The following is a 19,919-nucleotide window of genomic DNA, read 5'->3' on the forward strand; positions in this document are numbered from 1 at the left end:
CCCTGATCCGCCACGCTCAATAGTGTCCGCCGACCGAGCGAGCGGATGCGTGGCGGAACATGAAATTGCTGTCATGCATCCGGCCCGCACCGGATGAGGGTTATCCCGGCAGCCGCACGACGGCCCGCAGGCCACCCATCGGCGACCGAGAAAGGGTGATGTCGCCGCCGTGGCCGCGGGCCACATCTCGAGCGATGGCGAGGCCGAGCCCCACGCCCTTGGTGTTCTGATTGCGGGCCTCGTCGAGCCTTCCGAATGCTTTGAAGGCTTCTTCGTATCGCTCCTCGGGAATTCCCGGCCCGTCGTCGTCCACGACGATCTCGATGCCGCCTTGGGCGCGCACTCTCGCTCCCAGTTCGACGTGCTCGCCATGCACGGCGGCGTTCATGATCAGATTGGAGAGCGCCCGCTTCAACGCGTTCGGTCGGACCTCGGCCGTAAGATCCGGGTCGGCGGCCACCTTCACTTCGGCCCCGGCCCGCACCGCGCCTTCGCTGACCTGTTCAAGCAGGTTGCGCAGGTGCACGGTCTCCAAGGCCTCGCCGCCCTCGCCGCGCGCAAAGGCCAGGTACTCGTCGATCATGTGCTCCATTTCGGCCAGGTCGCTCTTCATGGCCTCGTTGCGCTTGGAGGGCTCAGCCAGCGCCAGCGCCAGTTTCAATCGGGTGAGGGGCGTGCGCAGGTCGTGGCTCACCGAGGCCAGCAGCGTTGTTCGCTGGTCGATATGGCGCTGGATGCGGGCGCGCATGTCGAGAAATGCGGTGGCCGCGCGGCGCACTTCCTTGGCCCCATGGGGCTTGAAGGCCGGTACGTCGCCGCCGCGCCCGAAGGCTTCCGCAGCGTTTGCGAGCCGCTCGATAGCGCGCACCTGGTTGCGGATGAAAAGGATCGCGATGGAGGTCAGCAGGATCGTCGCCACCGTCATCCAGAGCACGAAGATATGGCCCTGGGTGGCGAACGCCCTGTCCCTGGGCGCAAGCACGCGCATGATCCCGCCCGGCACCGCCACGCGGATGTCGACGTAAGCCGGATAGCGGGTGGTGTCGAACCAGAACGGCTGGTCCAGCCGCTCCGAAAGCGCGCGTTCGAGGGAACGGTCAATGGGGGCCAGGAACGGCTGGAAAAGCACCGGCTCGTCTCGTCGCGCCGCGGGCAGCTTGCGGCCAGGCTGGAGCGCGATCGAGAGGCTCATGGAATCTTCGGCGCGCTTCGACAGCTTGGCGAAAGCGGCGGGAGACGGGTCGTCCAGGTAGCTCTCCACGGCCCATGCGATGTCGCCCGCCAGGCCCTCCGAGAGCCGGCTGGTCACCGTTTCCCAGTGAGCATCGAAGAACACGTAGGTGACGGCGATCTGCATGATCGCCACCGGCAGGACAATGATCAGCAGGGAACGACCGAAGAGAGTCTTCGGCATCTGCCGTTTGATCCAACGGCCGATCACGCGGAGGGAGCGGGCCATCTAGTCCGGCGCCAATCGATAGCCGACGCCGCGAACAGTCTGGAGGTAGCGCGGCGCCTTGGGGTCGGCTTCGATCTTACGCCGAAGCCTTGTCACCTGCACGTCCACGGCGCGGCCCGAGGGATCGACCGTCCCACGCGCGAGTTCGAGCCTCTCAACCGGCTCGTCCGGCGTGCGGGCGAGTTGGCGCAGCAGGGCCACCTCCGCCTCGGTCAGCTTCACCGGCTCGCCCTCGCAGGTCAGCTCGCCGCGGTCCGGATCGAACTGGCAGCGGCCAAGCGACAGCGGCCCCCCCTTCGCCGGCCGATTCTGGGCGCGCCGCAGGATCGCCTCGACGCGAAGCAGGAGCTCCTCCGGTTCGAACGGCTTGGCCAGGTAGTCGTCGGCGCCCAGCTTCAGGCCCTCGATGCGGTCGCTGGCCTCGCCCATGGCGGTCAGCATCAGGACCGGCGTGCGCCCGGCCGGCGCCCGTTGTTCACGAAGCCAGCGTGTCAGCGAAAACCCGTCCTCACCAGGCATCATGACGTCGAAGACCGCCAGGTCGAAATCCAACGTCGAGATCAGCTTGCGCGCCGAAGCGCCGCCTGCGGCGGCCGTCACGCGAAAGCCTGCACGAGCCAGATATTCCTTCAGGAGCTCGCGAATTCGATCGTCGTCGTCGACGATAAGCAGATGCCGAGCGCGGCCTTGCCCGCTCATCGCCGGCGCCCATTTTGTTTGACGCAGCCGTCTTCGGCAGGTTCTAGAGGAAGCTTACGAAAGGAGGTCACCCTCTCATGTCTCTCGTTCCCTTCGACGACCGCGATGGATGGATCTGGCTGGACGGCCAGTTTGCGCCCTGGCGCGAAGCGAAGGTGCACGTACTGACGCACGGCCTCCACTACGCCTCGGCCGTCTTCGAGGGGGAGCGGATGTACGGGGGGGAGATCTACGAGCTGACGGCGCACACTGAGCGTCTCTTCAAGTCCGCCGAGATCCTCGACTTCCAGATCCCGTTCACGGTGGCTCAGATCGACCAGGCCTGCAAGGACACCTGCGCCAAGAACGGCCTGACCGACGCCTATATCCGACCGATCGCCTGGCGCGGCTCGGAGATGATCGGGGTTTCGGCTCAGAATACGAAGATCCACGTGGCGGTCGCTGTCTGGGACTGGCCGAGCTACTTCAAGCCCGAAGAGAGAGCCAAGGGCATCCGTATGTGCTGGGCGAAGTACAAGCGTCAGTCGCCGGAGACCGAGCCGGTGCACGCCAAGGCCACAGGCCTCTACATGATCTGCACCATCTCCAAGCACGCCGCGGAGAAGGCCGGCTATACCGATGCGATGATGCTCGATTACCGCGGCTACATCGCCGAATCGACCGGCTCGAACGTGTTCTTCGTGCAGGACGGGGTGATCCACACGCCGACGCCCGATTGCTTCCTGAACGGTATCACCCGCCAGTCGGTTATCCGCCTGGCGCGGAAGAAGGGCTTTGAGGTGATCGAGCGCCACATCCAGCCGGAGGAACTGGCCGGCTTCTCGGAGTGCTTCGTGACCGGCAGCGCCGCTGAGGTCACGCCGGTGGCGGAGATCGGCGAGTACACCTTCCGGCCGGGGAACATCTCCCTCAGCCTGATGGACGATTATGCCCGCATGGTGCGCCGCGAGTTGGTAGCGGCCTGAGCGGCGGGCGGCTCAGGCGCCAGTTCGCAGACGCGCGACATAGCGGTCGCGCAGCACGAATTTCTGGATCTTGCCCGAACCGGTCGGCGGCCATTCGGTGACCTCGATCCAGTGGGCCGGTGTCTTCTGCGGCGACATCTGCGCGCGGCAATGGGCGACCAGGGCCGCGCGATCCAGCCGCGAGCCGCCGGCCAGCCGGACCGTTCACCAGATACCCGGCGCGTATCGCCAGCGGACACGGCGGGCATAGTCCTCGTAGCCCGCCAGTTCAGTCCGTAGCATCCGCTCTTCGCCAAGCGTGCGGAATGACAAGGCGCCTATAATCAGTGGAGTAAGCGCCAGGCCCCACCAAGACCCAAGCATCAGCGGCCCGCCCACGAACTGCCAGATTCCGAAGGCGTACATCGGGTGGCGGACGAACGCGTAGGGACCGTTGCTGACTACGCTCTGGTGGCGCTCGGCCTGGATCTTGATCACCGGGGCGGCGAAGCTGTTGGTCCGGAACACCCATGCGATCCCGGCGTAGCTCGCCACGATCAAGAGGGCTCCCGCAACCTGCGCCCATAAAGGGACGTGCGACCAAGCCATTCGTCGCGCATCCACGGCCATGAGCGCCAGCCAGCCGAAATAGACCACCATGACGCCGCCAAGGAAATATCGGTCCCAGACCTCCTGGTCAGGCTGGACAGGTGACTTCATCCGCTCGGCGAGCAGCGCCGGGTCGATGACGGCCAGCCACAGGCTGACCGCGATGCTGAGGGCGGCGAAGAGGGTCATGTAGGCCCAGGCGGAAGGCCAGCGCCACGTCCCGGCCCCGCCAAACAGGAAAAGGGCGATGACAGGCAACAGGACAGCGAGCTGGACCAGGAGCTTGGGGATCAGCTTCGCGCCGGCGCCCATGTCCCCACAGGCCTCAGATGATCAGGGAGTGAGGCCGCGGATAGGGCTCTTCCTGCGCCAGATAGATCACGCCGACGATGCAGCGCAGGCCGTACCAGACGGCGCCCAAGCCAAACATGACCTTGGCCAGGATTAGGAGCGGTATGCCGATCAGGATGAAGCTCAAGGGGATGCCGACGCCCAGGGTCATCCCGGCGATCAGGCACCACACCAGGCCAATCCAGAAGGTGCGGATCAGGAAGGTATAGTGGCTACGCATTTGCGGGCCCGCCGCGCCCTGGTTCGCGTAAGCGACGATAACCCCGATGATGGCGGTGAACCCGGTGGCGAAGGCCAGCAGGTAGAGCGCATACGTGACGGCCGGGAGGGTCCGATCCTCCGTTGCGCCGTAGTCCAGGTGGTCGGTCATCCTCGATCCTCCCCCCGCTGATGATGCGCCATTCCCGTCGGAACGCCAGAGCAAGCCTGCTCAGTCGCGGACCAGGGTGATCTCCACGCCCGCGGCGACGGCGTCCGGCGCGAGCGCCAGGGGCTTCTCAACGCGCACGCGAGCCCGCGTCACCCGCGCATCGGCCAGGCAGGCTCTCGCCAGTCGCTCGGCGAAGGTCTCCACGAGCTCGATGTGGCCCTGGGCGGCGATGCCGCGTGCGGCGTCCAGTATGGTCTCGTAGTTCAGGGTTTCCGACAGCCGCTCCGAACCGGCGCTCGGCACGTCGAGTTCCACGTCGACCACAAGCGGCTGCACGCGGCCGATCTCGTGGCGATAGACACCGATCTCGGCCTGCACCTTCAGGCCGGTCACGAAGACCTTGGTCATCGCCGTGCGCGGGTTCATCGCGATCTCCACGCCAGGTGCTGGCCCGCGTCCACGACGATCATCTGGCCGGTCACGGCGGTGGCGTCGACCAGGTAGCGCAGGGCCTGGGCGATCTCGGCGGGGGTGACCGCGCGGCCCATCAACGTGGCGCGCGCCTCGGCGTCGAAGGCCGCCTGGTCCTGATGGACGGACGGGAGCGTCGGGCCGGGCCCGATGCCGTTGACCCGGATACGCGGCGCGAGCGCCTGAGCCAGCATCCTGGTGGCCTCCCAGAGCGCGGCCTTGCTGAGCGAATAGGAGAAGAATTCAGGCGAGGTCTTCAACACCCGCTGGTCCAGCAGGTTGACGATCAGGCCCTCGCGATCGGGAGGAAGGCGCCTGGCGAACACCTGGGCCAGCACCAGCGGACTGCGCAGGTTGGTCTCCATGTGCGCGTCCCACGAGGCGCGGTTCATGTCAGCGAAGGCGTCCTCCTCGAAGACGCTCGCTGAATTGACCAGCAGGGTGACCGGTCCGAGCTCGCTCTCCGCCTCGCCGACCAGGGCCACCGTGGTCGCCTCCCGGCGAAGATCGCAGGGCAGTATTGCGGCCTTGCGGCCCTTCGCGCGAACCTCGGCCGCTGCAGCCTCGGCTTCGTCATCGACGGCCCGGACATGGATCGCCACGTCGTAGCCGGCATCGGCGGCGGCGCAGACCAGCGCCCGGCCGATCCGCCGTGCGCCGCCGGTGATCAGGGCCGCCCCCCGCTCACCCATCCGAGCGAGCCCGATTCAAGTTCAGTCGAACCGGCCGAACTCGACGCGGTTGAGGACCGCGATCACGGCAATGAAGATGGCGATGATGTAGATGGCGGTCATGCGCGGCTCCGGGGAGGTCTGTTGTCCGGCTTTATCGACGCCCCGGCTCAGCCGCAAGCGCACTTGTCGAGGCCCTTGCCGTCGCTCTCATGATTTGCCGAACTACGGGGTGAGGGTTTCGGACCTCGACGGGCTGACGCTGGGTCATCGGTCGAGATTAGGGAATCTGTCTTCCCCCCTTAACGCCGATCACTAAGATAGCGCCCCGAAGCTGGACGGGCGGGTAGCCCGGCCGCCCCCTAAAACGACGATCCGGGAGAACGCCATGCGCGAATACCTCAAGTTCTACATCGACGGAAAGTGGGTCGAGCCCACCGACCTGAAGACGCTCGACGTCGAGAATCCGGCCACCGAAGAGGTCGTCGGCAAGATCGCGCTTGGCAATGCGGCCGACGTCGACAAGGCCGTGAAGGCCGCCCGCAAGGCGTTCGCCACCTGGTCGCAGACCAGCCGTGAAGAGCGGATCGAAGTGCTGGGTCGTATCCTGGCGGAGTACCAGAAGCGCTTCGGCGACCTGGCGACCGCCGTCACCGAGGAAATGGGCGCCCCAGCCTCGCTCGCCCAGCGCGCTCAGGTGCCGGTCGGCATGGGCCACCTGGCCACCGCCGTCGAGGTGCTGAAGAACTTCAAGTTCGAGGAAGACCGCGGCGCCACGATGATCGTCAAGGAGCCGATCGGGGTCTGCAGCTTCATCACGCCTTGGAACTGGCCGCTCAACCAGATCGTCTGCAAAGTGGCGCCGGCTATCGCGACGGGCTGCACCATGGTGCTGAAGCCGTCGGAAGTCGCCCCGTTCTCCGGCCAGATCTTCGCTGAGATCATGCACGCCGCCGGCGTGCCGGCAGGCGTGTTCAACATGGTCCATGGCGACGGCCTGGGCGTGGGCGTGCCGCTCTCCAGCCACCCGGACGTGGACATGGTCTCGTTCACCGGCTCGACCCGCGCCGGTATCGAGGTGGCCAAGAACGCCGCCCCGACGGTGAAGCGCGTGGCGCAGGAACTCGGCGGCAAAAGCCCGAATATCGTCCTCGACGACGATGCCTTTGCGAAGGGCGTCGGCCGCGGCGTCGCCAGCATGATGGTCAACTCCGGCCAGTCCTGTAACGCCCCGACCCGCATGCTCGTCCCCACCAAGCGGATGGACGAAGCGATCGCGGTGGCCAAGGAAACCGCCGCCGGCGTCACCGTCGGCGACCCGAACGGCAACAGCCAACTGGGCCCCGTGGTCTCCAAGGTGCAGTTCGAGAAGATCCAGAAGCTGATCCAGAAGGGTATCGACGAGGGTGCGACCCTGGTGATCGGCGGCACGGGCCGTCCCGATGGCCTCGACAAGGGCTACTTTGTGAAGCCCACGGTCTTCGCCAACGTCACCAACGACATGACCATCGCTCGCGAAGAGATCTTCGGCCCGGTGCTGTCGATCCTCGGCTACGAGACGCTCGATCAGGCCATCGATATCGGAAACGACACCGAATACGGCCTGGCCGCCTACGTCCAGGCGGCCGACATCGAAAAGGCCCGCAAGGTGGCCTCGCGGCTGCGCGCCGGCCAGGTCTCGATCAATGGCGGCGGCGGCGACATGACCGCCCCGTTCGGCGGCTACAAGATGAGCGGCAACGGGCGTGAGTGGGGCGACTATGCCTTCCACGAGTTCCTCGAAACCAAGGCTGTCCTCGGCTACGCGCCGAAGGAAGCCGCGGAATAGCAGATGCGACCATCCCTCCCCACTCGGGGAGGGATGGGCCGCGCAGCGGCCGAGGTGAGGAGCCTTCTCCGCGCTCGGACTTCAAGAGCTGGTCGACAGGCCGCCCGAGGCTTCGCCTCGTCCACCCTCCCGTTAAGAGGAGGGACAGGGAGTATTTATCCAATGTCCGGCATCGACGCTGATTTCGCCGCCATGATCGAACAGCAGGAGGCGGCGGCGAGGGTCCAGCCGGCGCCGCCGCTCGACGCCATCCCGCCGGACATGGTGCGCGCCGGCTATCGAATGCAGCGCCAGGCGCAGGACCAGAACGCGCCGAAGGACGTCGAGGCGCGCGACCTCAAGGTGGCCGGCGGTGCCGGCGAGGTTCCGGCACGACTCTATCGGCCGGCAGGCGTCGGCGACCCGTCGGGGCTCCTGGTCTATTTTCACGGCGGCGGCTTCGTGATCGGCGACCTGGAAACCCACGACGGCCATTGCCGCCGGCTGGCCGCCGGCTCCGGCTGCCGGGTCCTGGCGGTGGACTACCGGCTCGCGCCCGAACACCCGTTCCCTGCCGGGCATGACGACGCGCTGGCCGCGACCAAGTGGGCCTTCGACCATGCTGCTGACCTGGGCGCCGACCCGCGGCGTATCGCCGTCGGTGGCGACAGCGCCGGCGGCAACCTGGCGGCCTCGGTCGCCCTCGACCTGCGAGATGATCCGCAGCGCAAGCTCGCCTTCCAGCTGTTGCTCTATCCCGGGATCTGGCCGGATGAGGAGACTCAGTCGCGCAAGGATCTCGACGGCCCGGTCCTGACCCGCGCCGCGCTCGAGTGGTTCGACAAGATGCTGGCCGCCACCGGGCACCCGCACGCCCATCGGGCTTTGCTGGCCAAGCGCGACGTGGAGAACGCCCCGCCCGCCTTCGTCGTCACCGCCGGCTTCGATCCCCTGAAGGACGAGGGCCGCGAATACGCCGAACGGCTGAGTGCGGCCGGCGTCCCGACGAAGCACGTCGAATATCCGAGCCTGGTGCATGACTTCTACATCATGGCCGACGTCTCGCCGGCCGTAGCCGCGGCAGGGGAGGAGGCCGCTGCGGCGCTGAAGGCGGCGCTCGCCTAGGGTTCCTCCTGCCCACGCTTCGCCTGCGCCCAGGCGAGCAGCGACATTCCGGCCACCACCGAGAGCAGCGAGCCGGCCACGACCCCGATCCTCACCTGGGCCTGGGCCGCGGCGTCGCTCAAGGGAAAGGCGAGTTGGCCGATGAAAAGGCTCATCGTGAAGCCGATGCCGCAGATGAGCGACAGCCCGTAGAGTTCTACCCACGTGGCGCCCGTCGGTCGCCGGGCGAACTTCAGCCCGATCACCAGGAGTCCCGCTAGGAACACGCCCAGCTGCTTACCGACGAACAATCCGGCGGTGATGCCCAGCGCGATCGGTCCGAACAGGTCCGACAGGCCCAACCCGCGGAAGGTGAAACCTGCCGCCGAGAAGGCGAATAACGGAAGGATCAGGAAGGCCACGTAAGGGTGCAGGCCCTCCATGAAGTCTTCCAGCACCCCGGGCCGCCCAGGCTTGCGCGCCTCCAGCGGGATGGTCGCCGCCGCCGCGACGCCGGCCAGCGACGTCGAGATCCCCGACTTCAGGATGAACCCCCAGACCACGACGAAGCCGACCGCGTAGAGGAGATAGGGGGCGCGCCGCCAGCGACCGAGCAGGGCCATCAGCGCCAGCGCCACAAGGGCTCCCAGGAGCTCCATCACCCGCAAGTGGGTGGTGAATAAGAGGCCGATCAGGCCGACAGCGCCCAGGTCGTCGACAATGGCGAGCGTCAGCAGGAAGACCCGCAGATTCGGCGCCAGCTTCGGCCCGGCGACAGCCAAGGCGGCGATCGCGAAGGCGATGTCGGTTGCGACCGGCACAGGCCAGCCCTGCGGTGATCCGCCCGCGCCCCAATTGATCGCCAGGTAGATCAGCGCCGGGCCGATCATGCCGCCCAGGGCTGCGACCACCGGCAAGGCCAGCCTTCGCGGATTGGCCAGTTCGCCGCGCAGGATTTCGTATTTTATTTCCAGGCCGACGACGAAGAAGAAGATCGCCATCAGCCCATCCTTGACCCAGTCGGCTTCCGGCAGGGTCTCGCTGAAGGCGCCGAACTGGATCGTGAACGGCTGCTCGATGAAGCCGAAATAGACGTGCGCCCAAGGCGAATTGGCGAGGGCGATGGCGGCGATCGCGGCGGCGGCCAGGACCACGCCCGAGGCGCTCTCGGTCTTCAGGAAATCAAGGGTGATCCGCTTGGCCATGGCATCGGTTAGCATGACCCCGCCTGCGCCGCTAAGGTAACCGGATGCGAGCGCCGACAGGCGGCTACGGAGGAATGAGATGCGACTGACCAAGCCTCGGTTCGCCCCGCTGAGCGATGCGGAACTGACCCCAGAACAGGCCGAGGCGCTGGAGCCGATGCGGCCGGGGCCGGTGCTCAACATCTTCCGCACGCTCGCCCACGCGCCGAAAGCGCTGTCGCGCTTCAACCAGTGGGGAGGCTACGTGCTGTCGCGCCGCAATGACCTGCCCGCGCGAGAGCGCGAGATTGTCATCCTGCGCACAGGCTTCCTCTGTAAATCCGGCTACGAGTGGACCCAGCACGTGCGGATCGGCCTGCGTGAGGGCCTGAGCGAGGACGAGATCGCGCGGCTGAAGACCGGAGCCGACGCGGCAGGATGGAGCGCGGCGGACGCAGCGCTGATCCGCGCCGCCGACGAGTTGCACGCCGACCAGTTCATCTCTGACGGCGCCTGGGTCGATCTTGGCAAGCACTTCAGCGACAAGCAGCGCATGGACGTCGTGTTCACCGCCGGTCAGTACACCCAGGTCTCGATGATGCTGAACACCTTCGGGGTGCAGCTCGACGCCGGCCAGACGCTCGACCCCGACCTCAAGGGGTTCTGATTGTGGCGGGCAGGCTCGAGGGCAAGGCTGCGGTGGTGGTCGGCGCCGGTCAGACACCGGGCGAGACCATCGGCAATGGTCGCGCCATGGCCATGCTGTTCGCCCGCGAGGGCGCACGCGTGGTCTGCGTCGATCGGGTGGGCGAGCGCGCCGAGGAGACGGCGGCGATGATCAAGGAGGAGGGCGGGGAAGCGACCTCGCTCGCCGCCGACATCGTCAAGGCGATCGATTGTGCAAGGATCATCGAGGAGTCGACGGCGCGGCTGGGTCGGCTCGACATCCTGATCAACAACGTCGGCATCGGCGGTGGCGACGCACCCGCTCACCGGCTGGAGGAGGCCGCGTTCGATCGCATCCTGTCGGTCAATCTCAAGGGCATGTGGCTGACCATCAAGGCGGCGCTGCCCGTGATGCGCGAACAGGGTGGCGGGGCGATCGTCAATATCTCCTCGCTGGCGGCCCGGGCCGGGGGCATTCAGCTCGCCTACGAGGTCTCCAAGGCTGGCGTGAACCGCCTGACCACCAGTGTCGCGCAGTCCAACGCCCGCTACGGCGTGCGCTGCAACGCCATCATGATGGGCTACATGGATACCCCCATGGCGGTCAGCGGCATCGCTTCGGCCACCGGTCGGCCGACCTCCGAGGTCCGGGCCGAGCGCGACGCGCGCGTGCCGCTGGGGGGCAAGATGGGCGGCGGCTGGGACACCGCCTACGCCGCCCTGTTCCTGGCCTCGGACGAAGCCAAGTTCATCTCCGGCGCCATCCTGCCGGTCGACGGCGGGATGGGCATCCGGATCGGATAGGCTTAAGCTTCATGGCCTGGGCCGCGGGTGGCTTGCCCAGAGGGACCAAAGCGTCCATCTCGCATCCATGCCGGTCTCACCCGCCTATCGCCCCGATCCGCACTTCCAGGAACTGGGGTCGGAGTTCTGGGATCCGGTTCAGGCCGAGGCGTTTCCGAAGACCATCCTTCGCTTTCGCAACGAGCGGGCAGCCGCCACCGTCGGCCTCGACACGCTCACCGACGAGGAATGGATCGCGCATTTCGGCCGCTTTGAGCCTTTGGCGCGCAACCTCGATCCGCCGCTCGCCCAACGCTATCACGGCCACCAATTCAGGGTTTACAACCCCGACCTTGGCGACGGCCGGGGCTTCACCTTCGCCCAGATGCGCGAGGCCGGGACGAGCCGCTTGCTCGACCTGGGCACGAAGGGCTCGGGTCGCACGCCCTGGTCGCGGACGGCAGACGGGCGCTTGACCCTCAAGGGCGGTATCCGTGAGGTGCTGGCGACCGCCATGCTTGAAGCGCTGGGCGTGCCGACCTCGCGGTCATTTTCGCTGATCGAGACCGGCGAAGACCTCGAGCGGGGCGATGAGCCCAGCCCCACACGCTCTTCGGTGCTGGTCCGGCTGAGCTGGAGCCACATTCGGTTCGGCAGCTTCCAGCGCCATGCCTTTTTCGAGCAGCCCGATCGTATCGGCGCGCTCGTCGACCATGTCATCGCCAACTATTATCCGGAGCTTGCGGGGGCGAACGACCGGCCCGCAGCCTTGCTGCACGCGGTGGTCGGCCGCTCAGCGCGTCTCGCTGCCCGTTGGATGGCGGCCGGCTTCGTGCACGGGGTGCTCAACACCGACAACATGAACATCACCGGCGAGAGCTTCGATTATGGGCCCTACCGCTTCCTGCCCTACAACGACCCGAACTTCACGGCCGCCTATTTCGATCACGCGGGCCTCTATAGCTTCGGCCGCCAGCCTGAGGCGGTGTTCTGGAATCTGCAGCAGCTGGCCGGCGCGCTCAGCCTGGCCACGGCCGTCGAGCCTCTCGTCGAGGCCTTGAACGCCTTCGGGACCGCCTATCGGGAGGAACTTACCGCCGCCATGCTGGCGAGGCTTGGCGTGCGGCGGCTGAGCGCCGAAGCGGATGCGCCGCTCGTCCAGGCCATGTTCCGGGCCATTGCGGAGGGCGGTGAGCGGCTGCGCTGGGAGCCCTTCTTTTTCGACTGGTTCTGCGGGGGAGCAGAGCGCGCCCTGGCTGGTCCGCGCAGCGACCTTTACGCCCAGCCTGGCTTCGTCGAGTTCCGGCAACGGCTTGCGGCCTTCGAACCGGAGCGGCCGGCGCGCCTGGCTGACCCCTATTTCGCCCGGCCGGAGCCGGAAGAGTTGCTCGTGGGAGAAATCGAGGCGCTTTGGGCGCGGATCGCCGAGGCGGACGACTGGTCGGCCTTCGAGGCCAAACTCGTCTCCATTGAGGTCGCTCGCCGCGCCTGGGGGTTCGAGACGCAGGAGGCCTACGCGGGCGCCGCGCCCGCGGGCTGAGGCCTCGGCCGCGAGGCCCATTGCGCCAGGACGACGCCGGCGAGCGCCGTCGCCGCGCCGGCCGCCTGCAGCGGCCCCAACGCTTCGCCGAACAGGACCCAGCCCAGCCAGCCGGCCACCACCGGTTGGACCAGCACCACGACGGACGCCGTCGCGGTCGGCAGCCGGCCCATCGCCCAGGCGATCGAACCCTGCCCCGCCACGTGCATCAGGCCCAGGCCCAGGCAGGCGAGCCAGCCGCCGAGCGCCAACGGCGTGATCTGCTCTCCCAGCAGCAGAGCCGCGATCAGCATCAGGGGCATGCCGACGATGCTCGACCAGAACATCAGCCGGCTCGCGCCCTCTGTCTTGCGTCCCTCGCTAATGGCCAGGAAGTACAGCGCGTACCAAAGCGCGGTGAGCGCGGAGAGCGCGTTTCCGAGCGGCGGATTGAGGAGTTCGCCCCCGGAAGACTTCCCGGCCGCCATCATCCAGGCCCCACCCACGGCGACCGCCACCGCCAGCAGGAACAGCGCCCGCGGCCGTTGTCTCAGGAAGATCCAGGCGAACGCCGTCACCACCACGGGCGTCAGGTTGGAAAGCACGGTGGCGTTGGTCACCGAGGTGAACTTTATCCCGTAGTGCCAGAAGCCCAGGTCCAGCGCGAACATCACCCCGGCGACAAGGCCGATCTTCGAGGGGCGACCGAGCGTTCCGGTGGTGCGCCGCGTCATGATCCCCAAGAGCGGCATGGCGAAGGCCAGCCGCCAGAAGCCCGCGGCCGCCGGGCCGGTTTGCGTCAACCGCACCAGGATCGGCGACAGACCTATGACGCAGGCCCCGAACACCAGCACCGCCAGCGCCTGCCAGCGCGGCGCGTCGGTCGCAGGCGTGGCCACGGCGGCCTCAGTCAAGACCCATCTCCCGTCGCAGTTCGGCGGCTGTGATACCCGAGGCGCGCAACTCGCGCAGCGTCTGCGAATTGTCGCGCTTGGCGAAGCGCTTTCCGTCGGGCCCGGTCAGCAACCGGTGATGGCGATAGGTCGGGGCAGGCAAGGCGAGCAGGGCCTGCAGGAGCCGCTGCACGTGGGTTGCTTCGAAGAGGTCATGGCCACGGATCACGTGGGTGACGCCCTGCAGGGCGTCGTCGACCGTGACCGCCAGATGATAAGCTACGCCGACATCCTTGCGCGCCAGAACCACGTCGCCGCCCACTTGAGGCCGCACTGCGATCAGGCCGTGCTCCCCGCCAGGTCCCGCGCCCTCTTCCACGAAGCTCAGGCCATCGAACCCGCCTAACGCGCGCTCGGCCGCCGCGAGCGACAGCCGCCAGGCGTACGCATCGCCGGCCTTCAGCCGCCGGGCTTCCTCTTCAGGCGACAGGGCCTCGCCGCGGAAGGTCTCCATGGCCCCGTGCGGCGCGCTCTCGATGGCGCTGGCGACTTCGCGGCGCGTGCGGAAGCAGCGGTACGTCAGGCCCCGCTCGGAGAGTTCTCGGAGCGCCGCGCCATAGTCGGCCATGTGCTCGGACTGGCGGCGGACCGGGCGCACCCACTCAAGTCCAAGCCAGGCCAGGTCCTCGTAAGCCGCCGCCTCGTATTCGGCGCGGCAGCGGGTGCGGTCGATATCCTCGATGCGCAGGATCAAGTCGCCGCCTGAGGCCCGGGCGGCCTCGAATGCAGTCAGCGCTGAAAAGCCATGGCCTCGGTGCAGGTAACCGGTGGGCGAAGGCGCAAACCGGGTGAGGAAGGGGGAGGGCCTGCCGATCACTCGGCGGATCTAGTCCGCGTGGTGGTGTGGAACCAGACCCATGTGCCGGAAGATCGACCGGAAGAATGCGATCTCGCCGCCGCAGGCTTCTTTCAGGTGATCGAACTGTTTGAAGCCCGCCATCTCGGCCAGGCCGTGGGCCGAGCACCAGGCGGCGGTGGTGGCGAGCTCGAGGTCCAAGGTGTCGTCAGCGTCGGCGCCGGCCTCGATCAGGGTGTCGCGAACCTTGCAATAGGCGCTGTCCTTGTCGCCTTGCATCTGGTCGGGCAGGTCCTCGCGGTCGCGGGCGGTGTCGTACATGACCCGATAAAGCGCCGGGTTCTCGCGGGCGAAGCACACGTAGGCCACGCCCAGATTGTTCATCGCCGCCTCTGGCGAGGGGGCTTCTTTTTTCGCCTTGGCCAACGCTGCGTCCAGCAGGTCCCAGCCCTCGTGGGCGACCGCGTCCAGAAGCTCGCCCTTATCCTTGAAGTGGTGGTAGGGCGCCGCCGGGCTTACGCCGGCCTCGCGGGCCACGGCGCGCAGCGAAAGGGCGCTCGGCCCCTCGGCTTCGAGGAGCCGACTGGCGGCGTCTATGAGCGCGCGGCGCAGATCGCCATGGTGATACGGCCGAGCCTCGGCGGTTTGAGATTCTCTCATCGCTCCCACCCTAAATCTCAATCTGGACGCCGTAAAGATATCTTGACGCCGTTCAGATGAACGTTATCTTAGCGTTGTTCAAATAAGAAACGCATCCCGCTCCCCCGGGGTTCAAACTCAAAGGTGTGTGTCATGTCTCTCGCAAGCTTCGAAAGGTTCTTCGACAGGATCGCTCCGGCGCTGATTTTGGCAATGGGTTCCTCGATCGCAGCAGCCTTCGCCGTCGTCGGCGCCTGATCCTCCCCCAAGGCTCCGACACCGGAGAAGGGCCCCCCAACGGGGCCCTTTTTCGTTGCGGCCCTCGCGCAGCCCTCCGATGGGCATACGAAAATGCATAGCCATACCACACAAAACAGCATCTAGGCATCGTTCAGATTGGTGCTATCTAAGCATCGTCCACATCGGACAGGGCGACCGGAAACGGCCTCCCCACTCAAAAAGGAACCAAGTCATGTCGATCCATATGAACCGCATTCTCGACGTCCTCGTCTCCTACGCAGTCGTGGCCCTGGGCCTGACGCTCGCCGGCGCAACCGCGGTCGTGGGCGCGTAAGAAAAGATGCGATGCCGATAAGCCTCGCCCACTCTCGTTCGGCAGTGCGGCGAGGCCCGGCCTCTATGTCATGGAGATGTCTCCGAATCTTTCCTATAGTGCGTCCCTTAGCGGGATAGCCTGAGCTTCCTGAGCAGGCCCGTCGCCGCATCTCACGCGTTCGCGAACAGGGGTCCTGTCTTCAGTTCACCAGCGTTCGACATAGGCGCACCGCGCCGCCGCCCAGTCTCCGAACCTGGGGAGGCCGGCCATGCAGGTGCTTAGCCGCCCGCCGTCCGGTTGGCCCGCCCTCGTGCTGAACGCCGACTTCCGGCCCTTAAGCTACTATCCCCTCTCTCTCTGGCCCTGGCAGGACGTCATCAAGGCGGTCTTCCTCGACCGCGTCGACGTGGTGTCGACCTACGACCAGGTGGTGCACTCGCCGTCCTTCGAGATGCAGGTGCCAAGCGTGGTGTCACTCAAGCAGTATGTGACCCAGGATCGCCCACCGGCCTTCACCCGCTTCAACCTTTTCCTGCGCGACGCCTTCACCTGCCAGTATTGCCGCGCGTCCGAGGACCTGACCTTCGACCATGTGATCCCGCGCTCGCGAGGTGGGCGCACGACCTGGGAAAACATCGTCACCGCCTGCGCCCGGTGTAACCTGCACAAGGGCGGGCGCACGCCGCGAGAGGCGAGCATGCACCCCTTGCACCCCCCACACCGGCCCTCGGCCTTCGAACTGCAGCAGCACGGCCGCAAATTCCCGCCGCACCACCTGCACGAAAGCTGGCTCGACTACCTCTACTGGGACATCGAACTGGAGGCGTAGGGCGCCTAGTTCGTTGATTTTCCTGGAGTTATTTATAATTAGAAGTCCGCAAAAAAATGCGGAAACTAGAATATGAAGCATCGCGACAGCGAAGCTCTCTGCAGACACCTTGAGCCGCGGTGGTCTCGAAGATACGGAGTCGCCGACTCCTGCAGTCCCGGCATCGAGTCGCCGGCGTTCGCGACGAGCTTTCTGATGAAAAGCGAGCCGATGAGCAGCCTGAGAAGCAGGGCTCCGAGTTTCAGCTCCGCCGGCTGAGGTTCCATGGCGTGTGCGCGCCCCGCGAACTGCCGGAATGGTTGCACATCAATGCCAGAGGTGGGGAACCGCCGCCATGGGTGGTGGAGAGGCCGTCAGTGCGGGACCATTGTGCAGGCGCCCGGCGTCGGGCCCGGCGTGGGGGTTGGCGCTGGCCCGCCCCTGGCCCAGAGGGCTGGGTCCTCCAAGCCCAGACGCCAGATCGCGACGCCGCGGACATGGCGCAATAGCGCCGCGGCGCGCTGGGCGCGGTAGGTGGCGGCGTCCAGCCACCAGACCTGGTGCAACCGTCCGTCACCGCCGCTATAGGAGAAGTGAGGGTTTCCATCGGCGGCGCCGCGGACGACGACGGCGTGGTTGAGCGTGGCCAGCGCCTGGGCCTCGCCTGCGGAGACGACCTTGGCCACGCCGCTTTGGGGCCAGTTGTAGCCATAGGCCCCCAAGGCCACGATCACATGGGCGGGGTCGAGGACGGAGAGGCGCGAGTCCAGCGTCTGGCCCAGCCAGTCGAGGCCGGCAATGGGGCCAGGCGTAGACGTCGCCCAGCACTGGTCGTAGGCCATCAGGACTACGGCGTCGGTCGACTTCGCGAGGCCGCCGATGAGGGCCGGGTCCTGCCCCATCGTGGCGGTGACCCAGAGCTCTCGGCCCGCCGGTTTCAGCACCGCATGCAGGCGGGCCAGGAACGGCGCATAGGCGGCCAAGCCCTTGGGCGTGAGGTTCTCGAAATCGAGAACATAGCCGCCGTAGCCCTCGGCGGCGGCCTTGGTGAGGAGTTCGTCCGCCATCGCCTGAAAGGCGGCCGGGTCGGTCATGGCGGCCTCGGCGGCGGCAACGTCCCAGACGTCGTCGTGTGCGTTGGAGACGATGGGGAAGACCTCGGGCTTCGTCCTGCCGGACTTGCCGCGCACGGCGGCCAGCGCCGGGTCGGGCTGCCAGCGGATGTTGCCCTGGGGCGTAGTGATCGCCGCGGTCATGGGCGAGAGCACTTGCAGCGCGCCTGCGTGGGCGGTCAGGGACGCCTCCGAAGCATCGTCCCATGGCAGGTAGAAGCCGACGCTCAGCGGCGCGGCCGGCGCCGGGCTCGGCGCCGCCAGGACAAGGCCGAACATCGCCGCCAGCATTGCCGTGAACCGGCTTTTCGACATGGCTTCGCCTCGGAGGTCGCCGCCGGATGCGGCCGCCCGCGGCTTCCTAGCGCGTCCGCCAGCGGTCAGGCTAGGTCCCGGACCTCACCCGAAGTTGACCTCGCCGACTGGCGTGCGGCCGCCGCCAGCCTAGGTCTGCCCGGCGGACAGTTGCGCCGCGCAGTACTGGATCGCCTTGCGCGCCGTTCGGGCCCAGTCCTCGGGCGGGTCGAGGGCCAGGTAGCTTTCATAGAGCGCCTTCGCCTCAGCGATCGCACCAGCTTTCATCCGCAGCTGTGCGAGGTTGAACACCGCGTCGGGATGCGAGGCGTCGATCGCCAGGACCCGGCCAAGCTCGGCCGCCGCGGCCTCGGCCTTGCCCGAGGCCTCCAGCGCCTGAGCCAGGTTGTAGCGGGCCTCGACGAACTGGCTGTCGCGCGCCAGCGCCTGCTGGTAGGCGAGCGCCGCCTGGTCGAAGTCCCCCTCGGCAAGTCGAATGTTGCCGTTGTTGTACGGGGCGATCGGGTCCTTGCGGTCGGCGCGCGCGCACAGGTCGTAGAGGCGGGCCGCTTCGCCAAGATCGCCGTTCGCCTCCGCAAGCTCGGCGGCTTCGAAGAGATCCTCGAGCCCAGCATGGGTGTCGTCGAAGGCGAGCACCCCTTGGCCTTCCAGCGTCGTAAGCCCATCCGCCCACTGCAGGGCCGCCTGGCCGGAGGCTGTCAGAACGATCTTGTGGCGGCCTCGCGGGGAGAGGTCGCGGGCCCGAGCCAGGATCCGCACGGCCTCGGCGAAGGAACGCCCACGGCCGGCCAGCTCGGCTGCGGTCCGGATCACCGCAGCGTCCCCGAAACGGACCTTGCCGTCGGCCAGAGCGATGAGGTCGAAGGCCGCCAGCACCTCGGCGTGGGCCGGGGTGAGGCGGGTGTCGGCCAGGGCGGTGGCCAGCGGCAACGTCGCGGCCCTCGGGGCCGCTTTCCCCGACATCGCCGCTGCGAAGGCGCGCTCGCTCAGGACCGGAAGGCGCCGCGCCCGCGCCGCGGCCAGGCGGGCGGCTAGAGCCCCATTGTCGATCAGCACCGTCGCCAGCGCGCCAACGACGAATACATCGCTGCGGCGGGTAAGGTCGCGCGCCACCAGGCCGCCGGCGGCCTGGATTTCGCGAGCCAATCGATCGCGCACGCCATGCGAGAACCTGCCGTAGAGGGCTATCGCACGCTCACGCACATCCATGGTGTCAGGCGGCGCCGGAGCCCTTCTTTCGGGCGGGCGCAACCTTGGCCTCCACGACCCTGGCCTCGCCCTTCTTGGTGACACCCTTGCCCAGGCTGGGCGCCGGCGGACGGCGTTCTTCCTCGATGCTGCGCTTCAAGGCGTCCATCAGGTTGACCACGTTGCCGCGTTCCGGGGCCTTGGTGATGACCGGCTGGCCGCCGGCGATCTTCGAGCGCACCAAGGCCAGCAAGGCCTCCTCGTAGCGGTCCTCGAACGCATCCGGCGCGAAGCTCATCTGCTTTTGCGAAATGATCTGGCCGGCCATGGCGAGCATGTCGTCGGAATATTTGACATTGAGCTTGTCGAGGGCGCTGGCCGGCTCGCGGATTTCCTTGGCGGAGCGCAGGGTGGCGAGCCGGAAGCCGTCCTCGATCGGCTGGATCGTCACCAGGCGTTCGCGGCCGGAGAGAACGATGCGGGCGACGGCGATCTTGTTCACCTTGCGCATGGCCTCCAGGATGACCCCGAAGGTCTCCTCGGCGATCGGGCCGTCGGGCGCCAGATAGTACATGGAGTCGTAGTAGATCGGGTCGATGTCGGCGGCGTCGACGAAGCCGTCGATGTCCACGGTCTTCGAGGAGTCGATCTCGATCTCATCGAGCTCCTCGGCGGTGACGACGACGTACTTGTCCTTTTCGAACTGGTAGCCCTTCACCAGATCGGTGCGGTCGATCTCCCCGAGCTCGGGATCATGGTACTTCTGCTGCACGCGGTTCAGCGTGTCCTTGTGCAGAAGGTTGAACGAAATCTTCCCCGCCGTCGAAGACGTGGCCGGATAGAGCTTCACCGGGCAAGAGACCAGCGACAGCTTCAGGTAACCCTTCCAACTCGCACGCCCGGCCATTCCGTCAC

Annotated in this window: 22 protein-coding genes; 7 read left to right on the forward strand and 15 right to left on the reverse strand. The window is 67.1% G+C overall.

What is annotated here, in order from left to right:
• Positions 1–100 precede the first annotated feature (100 nt).
• Both VGI62_RS06765 and VGI62_RS06770 read right to left on the reverse strand, forming a co-directional pair.
• Entirely contained in the window at positions 101–1,459 is a 1,359-nt protein-coding gene (locus tag VGI62_RS06765) for an ATP-binding protein (protein ID WP_331503641.1), read from the reverse strand.
• Entirely contained in the window at positions 1,460–2,158 is a 699-nt protein-coding gene (locus VGI62_RS06770; RefSeq protein WP_331503642.1) for a response regulator transcription factor, read from the reverse strand.
• A 77-nt stretch (positions 2,159–2,235) separates the two neighbouring features.
• Between VGI62_RS06770 and VGI62_RS06775 the strand changes: the two genes are divergently transcribed.
• Positions 2,236–3,123, forward strand: a complete 888-nt coding sequence (locus tag VGI62_RS06775) for a branched-chain amino acid aminotransferase (protein ID WP_331503643.1) — start codon at positions 2,236–2,238, stop codon at positions 3,121–3,123.
• 12 nt (positions 3,124–3,135) lie between these two features.
• Here the strand turns inward: VGI62_RS06775 and VGI62_RS06780 are convergent, their stop codons facing one another.
• From VGI62_RS06780 to VGI62_RS06805, 6 genes are all read right to left on the reverse strand, one after another.
• On the reverse strand, positions 3,136–3,261 hold the full coding sequence (locus VGI62_RS06780; protein ID WP_331503644.1) for a hypothetical protein: 126 nt from the start codon (positions 3,259–3,261) through the stop codon (positions 3,136–3,138).
• Between the two features lie 66 nt (positions 3,262–3,327).
• Positions 3,328–4,023 (reverse strand): isoprenylcysteine carboxylmethyltransferase family protein, encoded by a 696-nt coding sequence (locus tag VGI62_RS06785; RefSeq protein ID WP_331503645.1) that lies wholly within the window; start codon positions 4,021–4,023, stop codon positions 3,328–3,330.
• A gap of 13 nt (positions 4,024–4,036) precedes the next feature.
• Positions 4,037–4,432, reverse strand: a complete 396-nt coding sequence (locus VGI62_RS06790; RefSeq protein WP_331503646.1) for a hypothetical protein — start codon at positions 4,430–4,432, stop codon at positions 4,037–4,039.
• Positions 4,433–4,492: 60 nt separating this feature from the next.
• Positions 4,493–4,858: a dihydroneopterin aldolase gene (gene folB, locus VGI62_RS06795; protein WP_331503647.1), complete on the reverse strand. Its 366-nt coding sequence runs from the start codon at positions 4,856–4,858 to the stop codon at positions 4,493–4,495.
• A complete protein-coding gene (locus tag VGI62_RS06800; protein WP_331503648.1) occupies positions 4,855–5,595 on the reverse strand; it encodes an SDR family oxidoreductase in 741 nt (246 codons plus the stop codon). Before VGI62_RS06800 ends, folB begins: the two co-directional genes overlap by 4 nt.
• Positions 5,596–5,616: 21 nt before the next feature.
• Complete coding sequence (locus tag VGI62_RS06805) at positions 5,617–5,760, reverse strand: hypothetical protein (RefSeq protein WP_331503649.1); 144 nt, start codon at positions 5,758–5,760, stop codon at positions 5,617–5,619.
• 202 nt (positions 5,761–5,962) lie between these two features.
• Between VGI62_RS06805 and VGI62_RS06810 the strand changes: the two genes are divergently transcribed.
• Positions 5,963–7,402 (forward strand): aldehyde dehydrogenase family protein, encoded by a 1,440-nt coding sequence (locus VGI62_RS06810; RefSeq protein WP_331503650.1) that lies wholly within the window; start codon positions 5,963–5,965, stop codon positions 7,400–7,402.
• 162 nt (positions 7,403–7,564) lie between these two features.
• Positions 7,565–8,506, forward strand: coding sequence for an alpha/beta hydrolase (locus tag VGI62_RS06815; protein ID WP_331503651.1), 942 nt, complete (start codon positions 7,565–7,567; stop codon positions 8,504–8,506).
• Here VGI62_RS06815 and nhaA read toward each other — a convergent pair.
• The gene (gene nhaA, locus VGI62_RS06820) at positions 8,503–9,705 is read right to left on the reverse strand and encodes a Na+/H+ antiporter NhaA (protein WP_331503652.1); all 1,203 of its coding nucleotides are present in this window, start codon (positions 9,703–9,705) and stop codon (positions 8,503–8,505) included. The two genes, VGI62_RS06815 and nhaA, sit on opposite strands and share 4 nt — an antisense overlap.
• 64 nt (positions 9,706–9,769) lie before the next feature.
• Here nhaA and VGI62_RS06825 point away from each other — a divergent pair, with 64 nt between their 5' ends.
• The 3 genes from VGI62_RS06825 to VGI62_RS06835 all read left to right on the forward strand — a co-directional run bounded on the left by VGI62_RS06825 (position 9,770) and on the right by VGI62_RS06835 (position 12,658).
• On the forward strand, positions 9,770–10,336 hold the full coding sequence (locus VGI62_RS06825; protein ID WP_331503653.1) for a carboxymuconolactone decarboxylase family protein: 567 nt from the start codon (positions 9,770–9,772) through the stop codon (positions 10,334–10,336).
• Positions 10,337–10,338: 2 nt separating this feature from the next.
• A complete protein-coding gene (locus tag VGI62_RS06830) occupies positions 10,339–11,139 on the forward strand; it encodes an SDR family NAD(P)-dependent oxidoreductase (RefSeq protein WP_331503654.1) in 801 nt (266 codons plus the stop codon).
• A gap of 67 nt (positions 11,140–11,206) precedes the next feature.
• Complete coding sequence (locus VGI62_RS06835) at positions 11,207–12,658, forward strand: protein adenylyltransferase SelO (RefSeq protein WP_331503655.1); 1,452 nt, start codon at positions 11,207–11,209, stop codon at positions 12,656–12,658.
• On the opposite strand, the gene VGI62_RS06840 is transcribed toward VGI62_RS06835, so the two are convergent.
• Genes VGI62_RS06840 through VGI62_RS06850 form a run of 3 tightly spaced genes read right to left on the reverse strand, consistent with a single transcriptional unit; the run spans position 12,631 to position 15,046 of the window.
• A complete protein-coding gene (locus VGI62_RS06840) occupies positions 12,631–13,551 on the reverse strand; it encodes a DMT family transporter (RefSeq protein ID WP_331503656.1) in 921 nt (306 codons plus the stop codon). The two genes, VGI62_RS06835 and VGI62_RS06840, sit on opposite strands and share 28 nt — an antisense overlap.
• A complete protein-coding gene (gluQRS, locus tag VGI62_RS06845) occupies positions 13,544–14,407 on the reverse strand; it encodes a tRNA glutamyl-Q(34) synthetase GluQRS (protein ID WP_331503657.1) in 864 nt (287 codons plus the stop codon). Before gluQRS ends, VGI62_RS06840 begins: the two co-directional genes overlap by 8 nt.
• A 9-nt stretch (positions 14,408–14,416) precedes the next feature.
• Positions 14,417–15,046 (reverse strand): TetR/AcrR family transcriptional regulator, encoded by a 630-nt coding sequence (locus VGI62_RS06850; protein WP_331503658.1) that lies wholly within the window; start codon positions 15,044–15,046, stop codon positions 14,417–14,419.
• Positions 15,047–15,849: 803 nt separating this feature from the next.
• Here VGI62_RS06850 and VGI62_RS06855 point away from each other — a divergent pair.
• Entirely contained in the window at positions 15,850–16,410 is a 561-nt protein-coding gene (locus VGI62_RS06855) for an HNH endonuclease (RefSeq protein ID WP_331503659.1), read from the forward strand.
• Positions 16,411–16,763: 353 nt separating this feature from the next.
• Here the strand turns inward: VGI62_RS06855 and VGI62_RS06860 are convergent, their stop codons facing one another.
• The 3 genes from VGI62_RS06860 to VGI62_RS06870 all read right to left on the reverse strand — a co-directional run bounded on the left by VGI62_RS06860 (position 16,764) and on the right by VGI62_RS06870 (position 19,911).
• On the reverse strand, positions 16,764–17,816 hold the full coding sequence (locus VGI62_RS06860; RefSeq protein WP_331503660.1) for a hypothetical protein: 1,053 nt from the start codon (positions 17,814–17,816) through the stop codon (positions 16,764–16,766).
• Between the two features lie 129 nt (positions 17,817–17,945).
• A complete protein-coding gene (locus VGI62_RS06865) occupies positions 17,946–19,067 on the reverse strand; it encodes a tetratricopeptide repeat protein (RefSeq protein WP_331503661.1) in 1,122 nt (373 codons plus the stop codon).
• Positions 19,030–19,911, reverse strand: a complete 882-nt coding sequence (locus tag VGI62_RS06870; RefSeq protein ID WP_331503662.1) for a Ku protein — start codon at positions 19,909–19,911, stop codon at positions 19,030–19,032. Before VGI62_RS06870 ends, VGI62_RS06865 begins: the two co-directional genes overlap by 38 nt.
• Between the last annotated feature and the right edge of the window lie 8 nt (positions 19,912–19,919).

Origin of the sequence: Phenylobacterium sp., from assembly GCF_036495085.1 — a bacterium.
Taxonomy (GTDB): domain Bacteria; phylum Pseudomonadota; class Alphaproteobacteria; order Caulobacterales; family Caulobacteraceae; genus Phenylobacterium.